This is a genomic window from Pseudomonas sp. CFBP 8772, from assembly GCF_014841665.1.
In the GTDB taxonomy this organism is placed as follows: Bacteria; Pseudomonadota; Gammaproteobacteria; order Pseudomonadales; family Pseudomonadaceae; genus Aquipseudomonas; species Aquipseudomonas graminis_B.
On record NZ_JACYUI010000003.1, the window covers coordinates 293165 to 308665 of the forward strand.

Annotated in this window: 9 protein-coding genes; 7 read left to right on the forward strand and 2 right to left on the reverse strand. The window is 58.9% G+C overall.

Annotated elements, in window-relative coordinates:
• Positions 1-69 precede the first annotated feature (69 nt).
• Positions 70-2025 carry a putative bifunctional diguanylate cyclase/phosphodiesterase gene (locus IFT99_RS08195; RefSeq protein WP_192131445.1) on the reverse strand — a complete coding sequence of 652 codons (1956 nt, stop codon included), beginning with the start codon at positions 2023-2025 and terminating at the stop codon, positions 70-72.
• A 427-nt stretch (positions 2026-2452) separates the two neighbouring features.
• Here IFT99_RS08195 and IFT99_RS08200 point away from each other — a divergent pair, with 427 nt between their 5' ends.
• The 7 genes from IFT99_RS08200 (at position 2453) to IFT99_RS08230 (ending at position 14247) form a co-directional block, all read left to right on the forward strand.
• A complete protein-coding gene (locus IFT99_RS08200) occupies positions 2453-2767 on the forward strand; it encodes a hypothetical protein (protein WP_192131447.1) in 315 nt (104 codons plus the stop codon).
• Positions 2768-3158: 391 nt separating this feature from the next.
• Complete coding sequence (locus IFT99_RS08205) at positions 3159-3383, forward strand: DUF6555 family protein (RefSeq protein WP_192131449.1); 225 nt, start codon at positions 3159-3161, stop codon at positions 3381-3383.
• A 305-nt stretch (positions 3384-3688) separates the two neighbouring features.
• Positions 3689-5038, forward strand: coding sequence for an APC family permease (locus tag IFT99_RS08210; protein ID WP_192131451.1), 1350 nt, complete (start codon positions 3689-3691; stop codon positions 5036-5038).
• A 493-nt stretch (positions 5039-5531) separates the two neighbouring features.
• Positions 5532-8372: a type VI secretion system Vgr family protein gene (locus IFT99_RS08215; protein ID WP_192131453.1), complete on the forward strand. Its 2841-nt coding sequence runs from the start codon at positions 5532-5534 to the stop codon at positions 8370-8372.
• A complete protein-coding gene (locus IFT99_RS08220; RefSeq protein ID WP_192131455.1) occupies positions 8369-13063 on the forward strand; it encodes an RHS repeat-associated core domain-containing protein in 4695 nt (1564 codons plus the stop codon). Before IFT99_RS08215 ends, IFT99_RS08220 begins: the two co-directional genes overlap by 4 nt.
• Entirely contained in the window at positions 13056-13523 is a 468-nt protein-coding gene (locus tag IFT99_RS08225) for a hypothetical protein (protein ID WP_192131457.1), read from the forward strand. The genes IFT99_RS08220 and IFT99_RS08225 overlap by 8 nt, the downstream gene beginning before the upstream one ends.
• Before the next feature lie 379 nt (positions 13524-13902).
• The gene (locus IFT99_RS08230; RefSeq protein WP_192131459.1) at positions 13903-14247 is read left to right on the forward strand and encodes a hypothetical protein; all 345 of its coding nucleotides are present in this window, start codon (positions 13903-13905) and stop codon (positions 14245-14247) included.
• Between the two features lie 102 nt (positions 14248-14349).
• Here the strand turns inward: IFT99_RS08230 and IFT99_RS08235 are convergent, their stop codons facing one another.
• Positions 14350-15480, reverse strand: a complete 1131-nt coding sequence (locus IFT99_RS08235; protein WP_192131461.1) for an SMP-30/gluconolactonase/LRE family protein — start codon at positions 15478-15480, stop codon at positions 14350-14352.
• Positions 15481-15501 lie beyond the last annotated feature (21 nt).

The window sequence follows — 15501 nt, forward strand, 5'->3', positions numbered from 1 at the left end:
CTGATTGGCAACGCCCGGTGCCTTCCTGTCAGCAGCGATGAGCGCCGCTGTTGCCCTCCCAGGCCGATTTCACAGAACAACCGCCGCCACGGGCATGCTCGGCGTTGAGCCGATCCACTCCAGCGTCTGCTCAAGGGGCATCGGCTTGGAGAACAGGTAGCCCTGAACCAGCGTGCAGCCGAGGGTCCGCAACGCCTCCAGCTCTGCCTCGGTTTCAACACCTTCGCTGACGCACTGCAATTCCATGTCCTGACTCAGGGCCAGCAATGATTTGACGATCTTGAAACTGGCGGCGTTCTGGTGAATGTCGGTGATGAACGAGCGATCGATCTTCAGCTTGGTCAGCGGCAAGGCGTGGAGCTGGCTCAGGCTTGAGTAGCCCGTGCCGAAGTCGTCCAGGGAAATGCCGCAACCCAGTTCACGAAACGCGTTGATCGCCCGTTGTGCCTGAACGAGGTCTTTGATGACGGCGGTTTCGGTGATTTCCAGGTCCAGCCGCGAGGCGTCGAATCCGCTCTGGCGGATCACCTTGATCAACTGTTCGACAGCGTCCATCGACGAGCAATCGTGGGCCGACAGGTTGAACGCCAGCCGGACATCGGCCGGCCATAACTGCGCCGCGTGCAGCGCTTTTTCAAGCAGCGGCGGCGTCAGCCGGTTGATCAGGCCAATTCGCTCGGCCACGCCGATGAAGTGCCCCGGCGCGACGCTGCCCAGCTTTGGACTCACCCACCGGGCCAGCGCTTCGAACGCCACCGTTCTGGAGGTGCGGATGTCGACGATCGGCTGAAACACCAGGGTGAATTCTTCCGCAACATTGGCCTGGCGCAGGCCCTGCTCGGTCAGCATGTCGCGCTTGAGGCGCTGATGCTGACTCGGCGAGAAAATGCACAGCTCGCCAGGTGTTTCGCGCTTGCTGGTATAGAGCGCGTAATCGGCGAATTCATACGCCTCGGTCGAGTTGCTCGCCAGGTCCGGAAACACCACCAGACCCATGGAGGCGCTAATGCTGACGTGAATATCGCCGATCACGAAGGGCTGACGCATGGCGCGGCACAGCGACTCCCCCTGTTTGATCAACTCACTTTCGTCACCGGCCCTGACGATGATGAGCCCGAACTCATCGCCGCCCAGTCGGGCCACGTGCAGTTGCTCGCTGGCAAACGCCCGCAATCGCTGGCCGACCTGACGCAACAGCTTGTCGCCTATGCCGTGGCCATAAGAGTCGTTGATCGGCTTGAAACCGTCCAGATCGATCATCCCCACCGCCAGACGCGTGTCGCCGTGCCGCGCCTGTTTGAGCGCACGATCGAGCAAGGTGAAAAACTGCCGTCGGTTGGGCAGGCCGGTCAGGCTGTCTTCGTTGGCCAGCCGTTGATTGTCGTCGCTGAGCTTTTCCGTGCGGATCTGCATGTTCACCAGCCGGGTGAACTCGCCGTAGTGGTTCTGCAGCACCACGATCATCGCCAGCGAGACGAGGAACACGTTGGCGGCCATGGCGGTGTAGGTAGCGTTGCCGGCATTGGCAAAAAACGCCACGAAGGCGATGTTGACCACCGCCGTGGTCATCATCGCCGAGGAGGGCAGGTGCATCAGGCAGAAGATGCAGACGATCACCGTGATCGCCATATAGAAGGCCACATGGGACTTGGTGTAGGTGTCACCGTAGGGAAACAGCAACAGCGCCCAGATCGTGAAGCCGAACGCAATGACCACCGTGACCTGATTGGTGCGGGTCAGTTTCTTGAAGATCTGCTCGGTGGTCAGGGTCTGACTGCGGCTCTGCCACCAGAGGACCGCGCGTACGGTACCCACCAGGGTCAGCAACAGCGGGATGTACACCGTCAGCCACAGCGGCGCGACGCCGTAATGGGTGGCGGCCAGGGCCAGGGTGTTGATCAGCAGAATGACGTACATCATCGGCAGCTGCCTGGACAGCGCGATGTATTGCGCTTCCATCAGTCGCGTATTGTCTCGCTGGACGCAGACCAGCGCTTTCAATCGATCTAAAGACGGGAATTTCATAAATAGGGACCCAACGCGCGCAATTTCAAAAGAACGACCACCCCACAACTTGCAGCGCTGCAAAACGTTATGACTGTCCCGGGCTATCGGCGGCGCGGTGAGATTCTGTAACAGCGTGGTGCCTGCCACCCGGGCGTTTATCACCGTGGGCTCTTGGCTGCCGGGCCTGCGTTGAAGAGTGGGGCGTAGGGGGAGGCAACTTGCTACGAGGCGAGTTGCGTTGCTACGGCCTCCCCATTGGAACGGATGTCCGCGTGGATGGGTTCAGCCTGACCAGGACTCGGCTGACGAACGGCGCAACTCACGAAGCGACGACAGGGCCCGTATCAACGGGGCGCCGATCTGACGGGGTCGCTGAATCATTCGCTGCCGACCCAGTCAATGCTATTGGCCATCTTCTATAACGATCAGGAAAAGGGACACGTTCATGTTTGCGCGCGGCGATGTTTATAACGAGTGGACGCAATCACCAGCGAGTGATGAGAACTATACCGAAGCGGCGGAGAACGGCTGTCAGCTGGAGGTCCGGGCGCGGGCCAATGGCGACACCATTGACGTTCTGGTTTGCGTTTATGCCGCTGATGGCGAAAGGGTGGTGGAACATCTGGAGAGTCTTCCGGCGTCCGGGTGGACCGTCGAGCAAGGGCTTGTCAGGGGACGTGACCAGGCCGAGCGTATTGCCGCAGGTGACTCCGACGGCCTGCCGTTAATTGCTGATATCCGAAACTATTCGAATGAATGATTAGCGTCCGCTGGCGCACTTAATACATCTTTTTGGTGGGTGCGCTAGATCAACTAACGCGTTGAAACATCCATTAAACCGCTCGTCTCGAAATTTCAAATTCGCGATGAACATCCTTCAGCCCACTACGGTCAACTTTTTAACGGGCCGTTGTATGGCCTGTTTTATTGGCATTGAATCAATGTTCTTAACGTCCCGGTTATAACGCGGCCTGCAGCCGCCCTTGAAAGCCTGAGGCCTCGATAATGGAGACTTTCAATGCGGTCATCCCCTTAGAAGAAGCTGCCACAGACTGATGCCTGGTCTGCAGCTCCACCCTGCGCGGTGAGTCAGTCGTCCACCCAGATGGAACCCAAACAACGAAATCGACCCTGTGAACGAGATCAAGACCATGCAACATACCCAACACTACCGCATTGAATACCTTTTCCATGGCAAGCCACGATGGTTCTACGTGTGCGCCAGGCAAATGGATAACGCTGAGGCGTGGCACTGGGCTGCAGTGGACGCTGGAGTGGCCGACATCCCCAAATACCGGAGTGACAGAGCCATCAAACTTTCCAAGCCCAAGGCCGAGCGATTGGGCATCGATGCGGTGAGTTGGAAATCGGCTTGATTCAGACGTTTTCCCCATGGGCTACGTGTTGATTGAAGGGCGTGCGATCTAACTAAAGCCGCCCCTTGAACCTTGTTAGATCCCGTTGAAAGTTGCCTGCCTGTTCCAGGCTAATAGCCGGTCCTCTGTGGAAAATTCCCGTGCATGACCGGCGTTAGTCGGGAAGAGATGAGGGGTCTGAATCTTACACCGCTTTAAGATCACCGCTGATCGTTCTGACATTCCCACAGCCAAAACTTCCGGCGTCCAATCGGGTCAGCCTTAGACTCAAATCCCGAACCCCGCCACACCGCCGGAGCCAGCCCATGACATCGCAGCCGCCACAACCGAGCCCAGCACTGAAACGCGCGATCACCGGGCCGATGCTCTTGCTGTTCATCCTTGGCGACGTGCTGGGCGCCGGGGTGTACGCCCTGGCCGGGACCATTGCCGGTGAAGTGGGCGGGGCGATCTGGGTGCCGTTGCTCATCGCCCTGTGCTTCGCCATGCTCACCGCAGGCTCTTACGCCGAACTGGTCACCAAATACCCTCACGCCGGTGCTTCAGCCGTGTTTGCCGGCAATGCGTTCAAATCGCCCTTGATCTCGTTTCTGGTGGGCTTCTGCATGCTGGCAGCGGGCGTGACCAGCGCCGCAGGGTTGTCTCTGGCGTTCGCTGGCGATTACATGGCGCCCTTCATCGACCTGCCACCCCATATCGTGGCGTTGATCTTCCTGGTGGTCATCGCCTTGCTCAACGCCCGCGGCATTAAAGAATCGCTGTCCGCCAACCTGGTGATGACGGTGATCGAAGTCTCGGGCCTGCTGTTGGTGATCATCGCGGCGGTCTGGTTCTTCCGCTCCGGCAACGGTGATTTGTCCCGCGCCGTGCAATTCAAGGAGGGCGTCAACCCCGCGTTTGCGGTGCTCGGCGCGGCGTTGCTGGCGTTTTATTCGTTCGTCGGCTTCGAGACCTCGGCCAATCTGGCGGAGGAGGTGCGCAACGTGCGCACGGTCTACCCCCGCGCGTTGTTCGGTGCGCTGCTGATCGCCGGCGCGATCTACATGGGCGTCGGCATCGCGGCCGCCACCGTCATGCCCATCGAGCAGTTGGTGCATTCCTCGGCACCGTTGCTGGAAGTGGTCAAAGCGTCGAACCTCGGCATTCCTCCGCGGCTGTTCGCCTTTATTGCGCTGGTGGCCGTGGCCAATGGCGCGTTGTTGACCATGATCATGTCCAGCCGCCTGGCATATGGCATGTCTCGCCAGGGTCTGCTGCCCAACGCGCTGTCGAACGTGCTGCCTGAGCGGCGGACGCCGTGGGTGGCCATCGTCGCGACGACAGTGGTCGCGATCATCCTCACCCTGACCGGCTCGCTGGCAACACTGGCGGAAACCGTGGTCCTGCTGCTGTTGTTCGTGTTCATCAGTACCAACCTGGCCGTGCTGGTCCTGCGCAAGGACACCGTCGAGGCTGACCACTTCCGCGTGCCGACCTGGGTGCCGGTTCTGGCGATCGTGTCATGCCTGATTTTGCTGACCCAGCAAAGCGCCGAAACCTGGCTGCGCGCCGGGGCACTGATGCTGGTGGGGGTGGCGCTGTATTTCCTTGCGCGAGTGGGCGGAACACGGCCTGCGTTCAATACCCATACGGTGGACGCCGACGCCGAGTACTGATCTGGCGCCACGGGGATCGGCGACGCAATGTTGCCGATCTCTGCCGCATCTACCAACACCCTGCCGCACCTTGAACTTCCCGGTCATTCCCCATCGCCATCATGCGCAAGAAGTTGCGCAGTGGGCCGCCCCTGACTGCCTGCTTAGCGCCCTGCATGGGGCGTCGTTTGTCGCGTGCAGAGGAATGCGCAAGAAGTTGCGCAGGGGTGCGCAACTTCTTGCGCACATTCCCCTGGACGGTTAACCCGACGTCACCCCAAGCCCGCAAAAATCCCCCGCAAACCCTTGTGGCATAAGGGCCGCGCTCCTTCTGGCACGGCCCTTGATATCTCCGTCGTCCTCTGGTTACGCGAACAACCCTGATTGATCGCGATTCCCAGACCGCGGAGAGCACCGCCGACCCCTGGCGGCTCGCTGTCCTTCCACGCATTCGCAGCCGCTGATCGCCTCCTTTGCATCAACGTCTGCCGCCTCAGCGCACAAGGAACAAGGGATGTTCGCACCGGCCAACCAAGCCCCATTCAGCCTGACCCTCAATGGGCAGGACTCACTGTTTCAAGTGCTGTCTTTCACCGGCCGGGAGCGCCTCAACCAACCGTTCGAATTCGAGCTGGAGCTGGTCAGCGAAAAGGCCGCGCTCGATCTTGAAAGCCTGCTGCACGGGCAGACGTTTCTGCAATTGGCCGACGACGGCACCGGGATTCACGGACTGGCGTACAGCATCGCCCAGGGTGATGCCGGCAAGCGGCTGACCCGCTACCGGATTTCCCTGCGACCACAGTTGGCTTACCTGGCGCACCGGATCAACCAGCGCATTTTCCAGCAGATGACGGTGCAGCAGATCATCAGCCAGGTGCTGGAAGAGCACGGCATTCTCTCCATCGATTACCGGTTTCAGCTCGGTGCGACCTATCCCGAACGCGTCTACTGCGTGCAGTACGACGAATCTGACCTGCATTTCATCCAGCGCCTGTGCGAAGAGGAAGGGATTCACTTTCATTTTCAGCACAGCGCCAAGGGCCATCTGCTGGTGTTCGGCGATGACCAGACGGTATTCCCGAAACTGGCGCCGGTGCTCTACCAGCAGGACACCGGACTGGTCGCCGACGCCCAGGTGATCAAGCGCTTCGGTCTGCGCATGAACACCCGCACCAGCCGCACCACGCGGCGTGACTACGACTTCACCAAACCGAAGTTCCAGCTGGAAAGCAGCGCCAAAAGTGCGGCCATCCCGGACCTCGAAGATTACGACTACCCCGGCCGCTTCGCCGATCGCGAACGTGGCCGCCATCTGGCCCATCGCGCCCTGGAGCGCCACCGCAGCGACTATCGGGTGGCTGAGGGCAGCAGCGATCAGCCACGCCTGGTCAGCGGCCATTTTCTTGCCCTGACCGGGCACGCCAATCCGTTGTGGAATGACCTGTGGCTGCTCACCGAGATATTCCACGAGGGCAAACAGCCGCAGGTGCTGGAAGAAGTCATCACCAGCGACGTCACCGACCTGAAAAGTGACTTCCATCAGGGCTACCGCAACCGTTTCAGCGCGACGCCCTGGGACGTGCACTACCGGCCGCCGCTGGAGCACCCGAAACCGAAGGTGCTGGGCACCCAAAGCGCGGTTGTCACCGGCCCCGAAGGTGAAGAGATTTACTGCGATCAGCACGGCCGGGTGAAGGTGCAGTTTTTCTGGGACCGCGAAGGCCAGCACAACGACAAAACCAGCTGCTGGATGCGCGTGGCCTCGAACTGGGCCAGCCAGAACTTCGGCGCGATCAACCTGCCGCGGGTCGGCATGGAGGTCCTGATCACCTTCCTCGAAGGCGACCCCGACCAGCCCCTCATCACCGGTTGTCTGTACCACGGCGCTCACTTGCCGCCGTACAAGCTGCCCGATTTCAAGACCGTGGCCACGGTCAAGAGCAAGGAATACAAGGGCAGCCGCGCCAACGAATTGCGCATCGACGACACCACCAGCGAGATCAGCATTGCCCTGCGCAGCGATCACGGCGCCAGTGCCATCAACCTCGGCTACCTGACCCATCCACGGCCCGCTGGCGGCCAGCCCAGAGGCGAAGGTTTCGAGCTGCGCACCGACCGCCATGGTGCGGTCCGGGCCGCTGCGGGCTTGTTGATCACCACCGAGCCGCGTCCCAACGAATCCAAGCACCACAAGGACTTGCCGGAAACCGCAGAACGCCTGGCCACTGCCGCCGATCAGCAGGACGGCTTCGCGCTGCAAGCCAAGGCGGTCCAGGCCCAGGAACCCGGCGACCAGGATGACGTCGCCAAAGCCCTGCACGCCCAGCACCAGGGCGTGCTCGGCAGCGGTCCGGCGAACAAGAGCGCCAATGAGTTTCCGGAGTTCACCGAACCCCATCTGGTTCTCGCCAGCCCGGCCGGCATCGCCCTGACCACGCCGCGTTCAAGCCACATCGCCACCGGCGAACACCTGGCGCTGAGCAGCACGGGACACACCAGCTTTTCCGTGGGTAAACGCCTGCTGGCCAGCGCCAGCCAGGGCATGCGCCTGTTCGTGCAAAGCCTCGGCTGGCGTCTGGTGGCCGCCTCCGGTGACATCGACGTGCGCGCCCTGAAGGACAGCATCAACCTGCTGGCCAAACTCAACATCACCGCCAACGCCGAGCGCATCACCCTCACCGCCAAAACCGAGCTGGTGATTCAGGGCGGCGGCAGCGCCACCACTTACAATGCCGCCGGCATCACCCACGTCACCACCGGCCCGTACACCGCCCACGCCGCCAACTTTGCCTACACATCGGCGAAAAACCTCGCCGGCGTGTTCCCCGAGCCACCGAAGCCGGGCGAGGGTGACCTTCAGCTGTTCAACCAGTACGCGGGTCAGCAAGGCATTCAGGGTGGCGGCTTCGAGGTGATCGATGCTCTGGGCCAGCGGCTCAAAGGCTCGCTTGATGCCAAGGGTTTCGCGGCGGTTCCCGGCGCTGCACCCGGGCCTGGAAGGGTGGCCTTCGGCAAGGACCCGGCCGACACCTGGGCAGACGGCAGTTTTATCGGCACGCCCGAATGGCCGGTCATGCCGCCGAGTGCGGGCGAGGTTCCGGCGCCGTTAGACGCGGCGGTTAGTGAAGGGCTGCCGACCAAGAATTGGGATGTTGCGCACGTCATGAAGGCTGCAGTTGACGCCGGGGCGGCGGGATTGGGCTTGCCGCCGCTTGCGACCGCGGCTCTGCCGATCGCTTCAGGCCTTCTGAGCGGGGTGATCAAAAGCGGGAAGCTTCCGAGCCTGCCAGTGCCGACGGTGGATGAGGACTTGCTTGAAGTGTCGGGCCTGCTGGCCGGCGAGAAGTTGTCATGAGTACGGGCATTGGGGAGCGCGATGGTCAGGTGGCGATCGTTCCGCTTGATCTGATTCAGCTTGAGGACGTTGGGGCTGGCGCGGCCAATGTCGATGCCTGGCTGCAGGAGATCAGCGGCGGGGTGGTTTCGCTTGAGAGGATCAAGAGCGCTGCGGGCTTTCTGCCTGTGGTGGGCAACGTCATGGCGCTGGTCGATGCGCTGAATGACATCGTTCGGCTCGCGACGAGCGAGAAGCGTGATCCGCTGGATTGGGTCAGTTTGGGCATCAATTTGATTGGCGTGCTGCCGACGCCGCCGACCATGGCGGCGGCGCGCATGAGCTTGCGGCCGACGTTGTTTCTGGTGCGTCAGGAGATGCGTCAGGCGGGCAAGTTGGTGCTTGGAGACTCGCTGGTTGAGGTGCTGATTGGGCACCTCAACGCCGACATCGTTGGGACGCTTGATGATTTTGTGACGCAGGCGCAGGCCAAACTTGCTGGCATTCTCGATGACGCGGGGAAGCTGGGCGAAGGGGTGCTTTTTGAGATCGCTTCTGGTCTTGAAAAGTTGGTTAACCCGGGGCTAAACGCCAAGGCCGATTTGCTTGAGGCGGAGCAGTTAGTTCAGGCCGCTGGGGATCTCTGGGCCTACGATCCTCAGGCGGCGATTGGCAATATTTTTGCGGCGGCTGCGGAGGTTTGCGTTGCTGCGGGCAAGGGTGCTGTCAACGGCGCCGTTGAACATCTGTTGCCTGAAGCCGTTAAAAAAGAGGTGGTCAGACAGGCCAAATTGTTGCGCGCCATGGCGCCGGAGCTTCGGACCCAGATTACTGGTCTGGCTGATCCTGGAGTTCAGAATTCCATTGGTTCGTTGCTGCTGACGCTGGGTGATGCGGTCGTCAGTTGGCGGTCGCGCAATGGGCATGGCCAGGCCTTTAACATCAAGCCGGGGGTGGTTAATCAGGCCAAGCGCCGGGCCGGCGAAGGCAAACTTGAGAAGGTTCAGCGGGAGACGCCTGCCAAGGGGCGGCCTAACGAGCTGAAGAATTGTGCCTGTGCGGCGACCATCAAGAGCATCAGCTTTTCGATGGGCTCAGAGTCGGTCAGTCATACCGATTTCAGTCTGCCGGGGCCGTTTCCGATTGAGTGGACGCGCACCTACTGCTCGAGTCTGGATGCCTACGATCAGGACGTTATTGGTGCGCGGTGGATTACGCCGTTTACCACGCGCTTTGATTGTGTGGATGAGGGCTTGGTGTTTCATGATGCCGATGGCCGCAGCCATGAATTCCCTCTGCCCAAGGTCAAGCTGTTCCACTTCAACGCCATTGAAAACCTGACCGTTATTCGCCTCAGCAAAGATCGGTTAGTGCTGATGCGCGGCCTGGAACACAGGGAAACCTACATCAGGCGGGGTCTGCGTTTTGTTTTGATCAACAAGGTGCTGCCCAATGGTGCCGGGGTGATGCTGCATCACGAGCATCGGCATGATGGGCATTCGGTGCTCTCTGAATTGGTGACTTATCGGGAAAAGGACGCCCGTAAAGTCCACTTGCGAATCGGCACGTTGATTGATGATCAGGGACGGTTGACGGGGCTTTGGGAAGTTCGTAACGGCGACGTCAAACGGCAACTGTGCGCTTATCAGTACGATGATTTTGGTGACCTTGTTATGGCCCAGGACGAGAACGGCGCTGCCTGGCGCTACCAGTATCAGAACCACCTGATTACCCGCTACACCGACCGCACCAATCGTGGTTTGAATCTGCAGTGGCAAGGCACGGGCCCCGACGCGAAAGCCGTGCGCGAATGGGCTGACGACGGCAGTTTTGATACTCGGTTGGCGTGGGATGAAAACATTCGTCTCACCTACGTAACCGATGCGCTCGGTCACGAAACCCGGCATTTCTACGACAGCCTCGGCTACACCTATCGCATTTGCCACGCGGACGGGCGTTCGGAGTGGTTCTTCCGTGATGCTGCAAAAAACATCATCCGCCACGTCCACACCGACGGCAGCACGGATCGTTATCGCTACGACAAGCTGAGCAACCTGACCGAACACACCCGCGCTGATCACAGCGTGATGAATTACGCGTACGACGATAAAAGCCACCTGATCAAGATCAGCGATGGCGAAGGCGGGCTTTGGAAACGGGATTACGACCTTCGCGGGAACCTAATCGAGGCGATTGATCCCCTAGAGAACGTCACTGAATACGCCTACAACACATTCGGCCTTCCTACGGCGATCAAAGACGCCAACGGCAATACAAAGGCGTTGGCCTACAACGACGCCGGACAACTCGTTAAGTACACCGACTGCTCCGGGAAGGTAAGCGCTTGGGAGTACGACGAACGCGGCCAGATGGTTCGCTTCACCGACCCTGCTGGGCATAGCACGACGTACGAATACAAAGCCGGTCAGTTGGTCCTGATCAAGCATCCGGACAAAACCGAAGAACGCTTCAGCCGCGATGCCGAAGGTCGTTTGCTGGCCCACTCCGATGGCCTGGAACGCTGCACGACGTGGCGCTACACCGCTGCGGGATTCATCGCCGAACGCGTTGATGCCGCCGAACAAACCCTGCGTTACCGCTGGGACAAGCTTGGCCGGCTGGTGGCGCTGGAAAACGAAAACGAGCGCCGCGCTCACTTTCACTACGACCCTGTGGGTAGGCTGCTGGAAGAGCGCGGCTTTGATGAGCGTTCGACTCGATATCAGTACGATCCCGAAACCGGGCGTCTTGCCGAGACTATCAACGGGCAGCGCTCCATTGCTTTGACCTTCGACCCCATGGGCCGCCTGACCGAACGCCGCGCCACCCTCGGGGAGAAGCCTCAGAGCGAAACCTTCGCCTACGACGGCAATGGCCATCTGGTCATGGCGACCAACGCCGTCAGCAAGCTCCAATGGTTCCACGACCCGGCCGGCAACCTGCTGCGCGAACATCAGCACTACACCAGCCTGATAGAACCGCTGGTCGCCGTCTGGCAGCACGAGTACGACGCGCTCAATAATCGCATCGCGACCATTCGCCCCGACGGCCATCGCGTCAGTTGGCTGACCTATGGCAGCGGTCATCTGCTGGGGCTGAAACTGGACGAGCACGAACTCCTCAGTTACGAGCGCGATGATCTGCATCGCGAAGTCGCCCGCCACCAAGGCAATAAACTGCTGCAAACCCAACAATGGGACCCGGCGGGACGCCTCCAAGAACAACTGCTAGGACGAGCAGACGACAAATCCACGCTCATAAAACGCGCCTACACCTACGACGCCGCCGGCCAACTCACCGACATCGACGACAGCCGCCGTGGGGAGTTGAGCTACCGATACGATCCCGTCAGCCGACTAATCAATGCCACCAGCCGCCTGGGCGTGGAAACCTTCGCTTTCGACCCGGCCAGCAACCTGCTCAACGACAGCGACGCGCCAGTCCGCCGACCTTTAGATCCCGAGCCAGTCCGCCACAAGCTGATCGACAACCTGCTGCGCGACTACGCCGGCAGCCACTACGAATACGACGAGCGCGGCAACCAGACTGAGCGCTGGACCAACGGCCTGCGCAGCGAGCTTCACTGGGATCTATTTGATCGTCTGGTGCACTTCCGAGATTCGCGCCTGACTGTCGACTTCGGCTACGACCCCCTCGGACGCCGCCTCTACAAATTCTCGAAAGCGCACTACAAGCCACGTCCCGAAGCCGGCACAGGCTGGAACGAAAACGCACACGCCAGCAAAGAGCGCGAACTCGGCTGCGGCTTCACCCTCTACGGCTGGGACGGCGACAACCTCGCCTGGGAAAGCAGCCCCCCGCCATACGCCGGCGCCCTCGGCCGCACCGTCCACTACATCCACGAACCCGGCACCTTTGTCCCGGTGGCCCAGGCCATCCGCCACGAAACAATCCGCCTGGTAAGCCAGCCCAATTACGAGGGTCGCTACAACTTCAAAGAAGACCCGCTCTGGAACTACAAACCGGTGGCGCTGGCGATTGCTGCGTTGGCTTGGTACCAATGCGACCACTTGGGCACCCCGCAGGAAATCACTGACCAGAACGGCAACACCGCCTGGAGCGCCCAATACAAAGCGTGGGGCGAAGCACAGGAAAACCGTTCGGAGTTCGCCCAACAGATCGGTCTGACCAACCCAATCAGATTCCAAGGCCAGTATCACGACCACGAAACTGGCCTGCACTACAACCGGCATCGGTACTATGATCCAAGGGTCGGGCGCTTTATCAGCAAGGATCCGATTGGGTATTCGGGTGGGCTAAACCTCTATCAGTACGTACCGAATCCGACAGGGTGGTTTGACCCGCTGGGGTTGAAACGAAAAAAAGGAATAACACCAAACAATAAGGGGACTCGTGGAATCATGGAGTTGCAACCGCCTTCAGAGCCTACTACGGGTTATAGCACCCAAGCGGGCGGTGAAGGTGCTCGCCATCCAGTTGTTAAAGAACTCTACGACTCAGTGCCTCTTGATGATCAAAACAAATATTTCCACAGTCAGTGCGCGGAGGCAGACGTGCTGAGTCAGATTGCATACCAACATAATGTGCGCTGCGTGGCTCAATTGAAAAAAATTACCGCTGGAGCAACGTTCACGGCTGTTAGAAACGATGGTAAGCCATTGCCATTTTGCGACTCCTGTTTACATGTTATGAATCGGCTTGGGGTGAGGGACGGGATCTTAGATGATTGAACATCAAGAAGTGCTCGAAATAGAGGAACTTGAAGCGCAACTAGTAGCTCGGGGGGTGTCGTTCGACCAGCTAAGGCGCCAGTACGCGAGATTCTTATTGGAACTGCTGAATGACGGAAGAATAAGGTCGATTTCTGAAGAAAGACGTTTAGAACTTGTTTTTTTTCTGAGGGATTCAGTCGGTCGTGTGAAGTTGGATGTGGACGATAGTATCGTGAAAGCTCAAGTCTCGAAGCTCTGCGCTATGGAGCGAACACGAGGCACGCAGGAATTAGAATTATCGATTTTTGCTCGCTGCGTGATCTTCTGTTTCAGGGACGGAAAACAATGGGCAGCTGAGGATTCCGGTGATCCGACACCTCTTTATTTATATTTCATAACTCTGAAGAGAGTTCTTCCAAAGGTGAGGCAGGAGTTTGTGACGTTTATACGTGAGCTTTTGCACCCCGTTGGGGGGTGATAGGTGAGTGCGCAAACCATAGATTACTCTCAGGTAGAAGCAAGTTGAAGGGGACGGACCCCTTTAACTCTCTGAATTCGCGGAAGAAGTCGGCTCGACCGAGCTAAAAGAGACGGATCCCTTGAATTCTCAGAAAACCGCACTTGCAAGATCGGTATGTGAAAGTTGATAACTTGGAAGTCCGAGGATGAGCCATAAGGTCGGGCTCAGTGTCCAAGGGAAAAAGGGAAAGCTTTCTATGTTGAAGGATGCTGCCAATGAATATTGATCCTTATAAAAGAGAATTGCTGTACAGGAAGGCTCATGGCAACAGTCTGCGTGAAAGCTATAAAAAAAGCTTAAATCTTTTCTCGGTATCGACCCGGAAGAAAGACATTTTTTGAGCTTGACTGAAACAGATAATATAAATAATAAGTTGGTAAAAAATGAAGAAATATCTTTGGAAAATGCTGAATTTTCCGTTCTGGATGAATGTCTGAAGCAGTTCTTATCGAAAGCAGTCGGTGACGATTATTATCTGCTGATTGACGAGGATTGGCGATATTGCGGTGCATATGCTGGTCGTGGTCTTATTTTAAATATGGAATTCGAATTTAATAAATGTCAAAGTGATGAAGTCAGACTAATAAGTGCTGACCTTAGTGCGGAAATTACTATCGACTACATTGAAAGTTACAATGAAAAACTTTTTGAGTTTCGTCTCAGAAAATACGAACTGACTTAAATAAAAGGATTAAAGGGGATAACCCCCTTCAACCTCGCCGCGCAGCATTCGGAACGCAAATGTCGACGGCCGCTTGGCCGTCGTCACAACACGTGAATACCTCTACACCGCAAACCCAGTCCCGCGCGTATTCACAAACAGCGAATAAATCGAGTGACTGCTCGCCATAAACAACCGATTCCCTTCACGTCCGCCGAAGCAAAGATTGGGGCAGCGCTCAGGCAACGAGATGTGCCCAATAGCCTTGCCCTGGGGATTGAATACCCGCACGCCGTCGAGTTTTTCCAGGTCGGCCTTCGGGTCGCCATTCCCACCCCAGCCGCACCACAGGTTTCCCGCTTCGTCGCACTTGATACCGTCGATGGCGGCGTAGTCCAGGCCTTCGATGTGTTTGCGGCGTTCGCCCAGTGTGCCGTCGTCTTTGATCGCGATGGCCCAAATCAGGCGGTTGGGTTTGGCGCGGCCTTCGACGACGTACAGGGTCTTTTCGTCAGGGGAGAAGCACAGGCCGTTGGGACCGGCGAGGTCGTCGATCACTCGTGTGACTTTCTTGCTCTCACCGTCGATGCGGTAGACGGCGTGGGGCTGGGTCGGGGTGATTTTGTGGCCTTCGTAGTTGTTGCTGGTCTGGAAGGGCGGGTCGCTGAACCAGATCGAGCCGTCGCTTTTGCAGGCGATGTCGTTGGGGGAGTTGAAAGGTTTGCCGTCGAAGCTGTCGGCCAGCACGGTGATCGTGCCGTTGTATTCTGTGCGGGTGATGCGCCGACCTTCGCTGGTGGTGGTGGAACCTTCGCAGACGATGAGACGGCCCTGGCGATCGCGGCACATGCCGTTGGAGAAGTTGGAATGCTCGCGGTACACCGTGAAGGTGTCGGTGATTTCGTCCCAACGCATGATGCGGTTGTTGGGGATGTCGCTGACCAGCAAGTAACGCCCATCGCCGACCCATACCGGCCCTTCGGCCCAACGCATGCCGGTGGCGAGTTTCTCCACGCTGGCGTTGAACACGCGCAGATCGAGAAAGCTGTCGTCGAGAATGTGAATGAGCGGGTCCGGGTAACGCTGGCTCAGGGGTTCCGCAGCCGACGCGAGGCGAGGAAGTGCGGCGGTGCCGACGGCAGCAAACGTGGCGGACACGGCGAGGGACTTTTTCAGGAAGCTGCGGCGGGTGTTGCCGCTTGAGCGTTCAGCGGTTTCAGCGTGTTCGGGCAAGGCGGACAGGGATGAGTCCATGTAGCGATCTCCGTTCTATTA

Bases quoted from the DNA above. Each gene is read 5' to 3' on its own strand.
- IFT99_RS08225 (WP_192131457.1), top strand. From the start codon at position 13,056: ATGATTGAACATCAAGAAGTGCTCGAAATAGAGGAACTTGAAGCGCAA.
- IFT99_RS08235 (WP_192131461.1), bottom strand. From the start codon at position 15,480: ATGGACTCATCCCTGTCCGCCTTGCCCGAACACGCTGAAACCGCTGAA.
- IFT99_RS08220 (WP_192131455.1), top strand. From the start codon at position 8,369: ATGAGTACGGGCATTGGGGAGCGCGATGGTCAGGTGGCGATCGTTCCG.
- IFT99_RS08195 (WP_192131445.1), bottom strand. From the start codon at position 2,025: ATGAAATTCCCGTCTTTAGATCGATTGAAAGCGCTGGTCTGCGTCCAG.
- IFT99_RS08200 (WP_192131447.1), top strand. From the start codon at position 2,453: ATGTTTGCGCGCGGCGATGTTTATAACGAGTGGACGCAATCACCAGCG.
- IFT99_RS08205 (WP_192131449.1), top strand. From the start codon at position 3,159: ATGCAACATACCCAACACTACCGCATTGAATACCTTTTCCATGGCAAG.
- IFT99_RS08215 (WP_192131453.1), top strand. From the start codon at position 5,532: ATGTTCGCACCGGCCAACCAAGCCCCATTCAGCCTGACCCTCAATGGG.
- IFT99_RS08210 (WP_192131451.1), top strand. From the start codon at position 3,689: ATGACATCGCAGCCGCCACAACCGAGCCCAGCACTGAAACGCGCGATC.